Origin of the sequence: Mycobacterium sp. (genome assembly GCF_049585075.1) — a bacterium.
GTDB lineage: Bacteria > Actinomycetota > Actinomycetes > Mycobacteriales > Mycobacteriaceae > Mycobacterium.
Map to the genome: position 1 here is coordinate 1 of NZ_JBAUZA010000372.1, position 3,360 is coordinate 3,360.

Sequence of the window (3,360 nt, forward strand, 5' to 3'; positions counted from 1 at the left end):
GCGGGTCGGCGGCCTGGCCAGTCTCCGGCGCGGGGGTACCGGGCGGGGAATACGGCGGATACGGCGGGTAGGGCTGACCCGTGTGTTGGTGCGGCGGCGCAGGCCAGTGCGGTGGCGGCTGCGTCGGCAAGAGAGGTGGGTACCAGTAACCCGGCGGCTGTTGCGCGGGCGACTGTTGCGGCGGCCATCCCGGGGCGTGCCAGCCCGCCGGGGCACCGTAATCAGGTTGCGTGGATTGCTGCGGGCCACCATGAGAACCGTTGTTGCCGTTGGTGGTTCGCTCAGCCTCGGCCTGCGCGGCATCACGCGCGGCCGCTGCGATGGCGGCCTTGAACGCGGGCTCCGCCTCCGGCTTGGGCCACGGCTCGCCGCGCTCGATGGCCAGCTCGCCCGGCGTTTTGATCGGCGGCTTGTCCGAGGGAATGCGGCCACCGAAGTCGTCGAAAAGGGTTAGACGGGGCCGCTTTTCGACGTCGGCGAATATCGCCTCCAATTCGGCGCGGTGCAGCGTTTCCTTTTCCAACAGCTCACCAGCCAACGTGTCGAGCACGTCGCGGTATTCGGTGAGTATTTCCCAGGCCTCGGTGTGCGCGGCCTCGATGAGTTTGCGGACTTCCTCGTCGATTTCGCGGGCTACCTCATGGGAGTAGTCCGCCTGGTTGCCCATGGTCCGGCCGAGGAACGGATCGCCGTGTTCGGAGCCGTATTTGACTGCGCCGAGCTTGGAACTCATCCCGAATTCGGTGACCATGGCACGTGCGACCTTGGTCGCCTGCTCGATGTCGGACACCGCCCCCGTGGTGGGCTCGTGGAACACCAGTTCCTCGGCGGCGCGCCCGCCTAGGGCCATGACCAGCCTGGCGATCAATTCCGAGCGGGTGTGCATTCCCTTGTCGTCCTCGGGCACCGCCAGCGCATGGCCGCCGGTGTTGCCACGGGCCAGGATGGTCACCTTGTAAACCGGGTCGACGCCCGGCATCGCCCAACCCGCCAGCGTGTGGCCGGATTCGTGGTAGGCGGTGATCTTTTTCTCCTGCTCGCTGATGATCCGGCTCTTACGGCGGGGTCCGCCAACAACCCGATCCACGGCCTCTTCCAGCGCGGCGCCGGTGATGACGGTGCCGTTCTCGCGGGCAGTCAGCAGCGCCGCCTCGTTGATGACGTTGGCCAGATCGGCGCCGGTCATACCGACGGTTCGTTTGGCCAGCCCGTCGAAGTTGACGTCGGGACCGAACGGTTTGCCGTTGGAGTGCACTCGCAGCACCGCCCGCCGCCCGGCCAGGTCGGGGCTGGAGACCGGGATCTGGCGGTCGAAACGCCCGGGCCGAAGCAGCGCGGGGTCGAGGATGTCGGGCCGGTTGGTGGCCGCGATCAGGATCACACCGGTGCGATCGCCGAAGCCGTCCATTTCGACCAGCAGTTGGTTGAGCGTCTGCTCGCGTTCGTCGTGACCGCCGCCCAGCCCGGCGCCGCGCTGCCGGCCCACCGCGTCGATCTCGTCGACGAAGATGATGCACGGGCTGTTCTGCTTGGCCTGGTCGAACAGGTCACGGACGCGGGATGCGCCAACACCGACGAACATCTCGACAAAGTCCGAGCCGGAAATGGTGAAGAACGGGACGCCGGCCTCGCCCGCCACTGCGCGGGCCAACAGCGTCTTACCGGTTCCCGGCGGCCCGTAAAGCAGCACGCCCTTGGGAATCTTGGCGCCAAGTGCCTGGTACCGCGTCGGGTTCTGCAGGAAGTCCTTGATCTCGTAGAGCTCCTCGACCGCCTCGTCGGCGCCGGCGACGTCGGCGAACGTGGTCTTGGGCATGTCCTTGGAGAGCTGCTTGGCCCGCGATTTGCCGAAGCCGAAACCCATCCGCGCGCCGCCCTGCATGCGGGAAAACATCATGAACAAGCCGACCAACAGCAGCAACGGCAGCACGTAGATCAGCAGCGAGCCCAGGATGTTTCCCTGGTTTACGACAGTGCTGACCTGGGCGTCTTTACTGGTCAACGCGTCGAACAAGGGAACCGCATAACCAGTGGGGTACTTGGTGATGATCTTGTCCGACCCGTCGGTGCCGGTGCCGGGCTTTTTCAGCGTTATCCGGACCTGCTGTTCGCGATCGTCGATCTGTGCACTCTTGATGTTGCCGCCCTTGATTTGGGCCATCGCCACAGAGGTGTCGACCGGCTTATAGCCGCGGGTGTCATCGCTGAAGTAGAAGAATGACCAACCAAGCAGCAGCACGACAACAATCGCCGTGAGCGTGCGGATCACGTTTTTACGGTTCATCAATCATCGGCCGCCGCCGGCCAGGTCCTTCCCAATACACACAGCTGGAATAGTCCAGGTTACCGCCAGTGGTGATCGCCAGCCCGGCCAAGGCCGCGCGCAGCAGGTCACCCCCATCCGACCCAGTGGTGATCGCCAGCCCGGCCAAGGCCGGGCGCAGCGGGTCACCACCATCCGACCCAGTGGCGATCGCCAGCCCGGCGCAGCAAGGCGCGGCGCCGCCAAGGGGCGGAAATCATGCCGTTTGGATCTGCCGCAAAAACAACGAATGGCAGTTCCCGACTATTGGCATCGCCGACGGACCCGACCGCCGAACACCTTTCGGGCGGAGGTGGGGGTGTGCTTTGGTGAGACGGTGCCCGACAGCATATCCATCACCGAACGCATTATTGCCACCAATGGCGTGCGGCTACGCACGGTCGAAGCCGGTGATCCCGGCGCACCACTAGTGGTTCTGGCCCACGGCTTTCCGGAACTCGCCTATTCGTGGCGCCACCAGATCCCGGCGCTGGCGACCGCCGGCTATCACGTGCTGGCCCCGGATCAGCGCGGCTACGGCGGCTCCAGCCGGCCCGAAGACATCTCTGCCTACAACGTCGCCGAGCTGTCCGCCGACGTCGTCGGCTTGCTCGACGACGTCGGCGCCGAGCGGGCGGTGCTCATCGGTCACGACTGGGGTGCCCCGGTGGTGTGGAGCTCGGCGCAATTGCATCCCGACCGGGTGGCGGCAGTTGTCGGTTTGAGCGTGCCGCCGGTGCCGCGCGCCCAGGTTCCGCCCACCCAGGCGTTCCGCCTGCTTTTCGGCGACAACTTTTTCTACATGCTCTATTTTCAGGAGCCCGGGGTAGCCGACGCCGAACTGAATGCAGACCCCGCGGAGACCATCCGGCGGATGATGTCGGGCCTGCGGGCGCCGGATGATCATGCGGCCGCCGCGCGGATGCTGCGGCCCGGACCGGAGGGCTTCATCGAGCGGCTACCCCAAGCGGACGGCCTGCCGAGTTGGATCAGCGCTGAGGAACTCGATCGCTACATCGCGGAGTTTGCCCGCACGGGTTTTACCGGCGGACTCAACT

2 protein-coding genes are annotated in these 3,360 nt (G+C 66.0%); one reads left to right on the top strand and one right to left on the bottom strand.

Translation table 11 applies throughout. The annotated features are described in order from the left end of the window. Nucleotides 1-2,284: ATP-dependent zinc metalloprotease FtsH (gene ftsH / locus WB785_RS17460; protein ID WP_424080564.1), on the bottom strand; the 2,284-nt coding region annotated here is incomplete at its 3' end. 337 nt (nucleotides 2,285-2,621) lie between these two features. Here ftsH and WB785_RS17465 point away from each other — a divergent pair. Continuing rightward, nucleotides 2,622-3,360, top strand: a 739-nt coding sequence (locus tag WB785_RS17465; RefSeq protein ID WP_424080565.1) for an alpha/beta fold hydrolase, incomplete at its 3' end; no start/stop codon positions are given.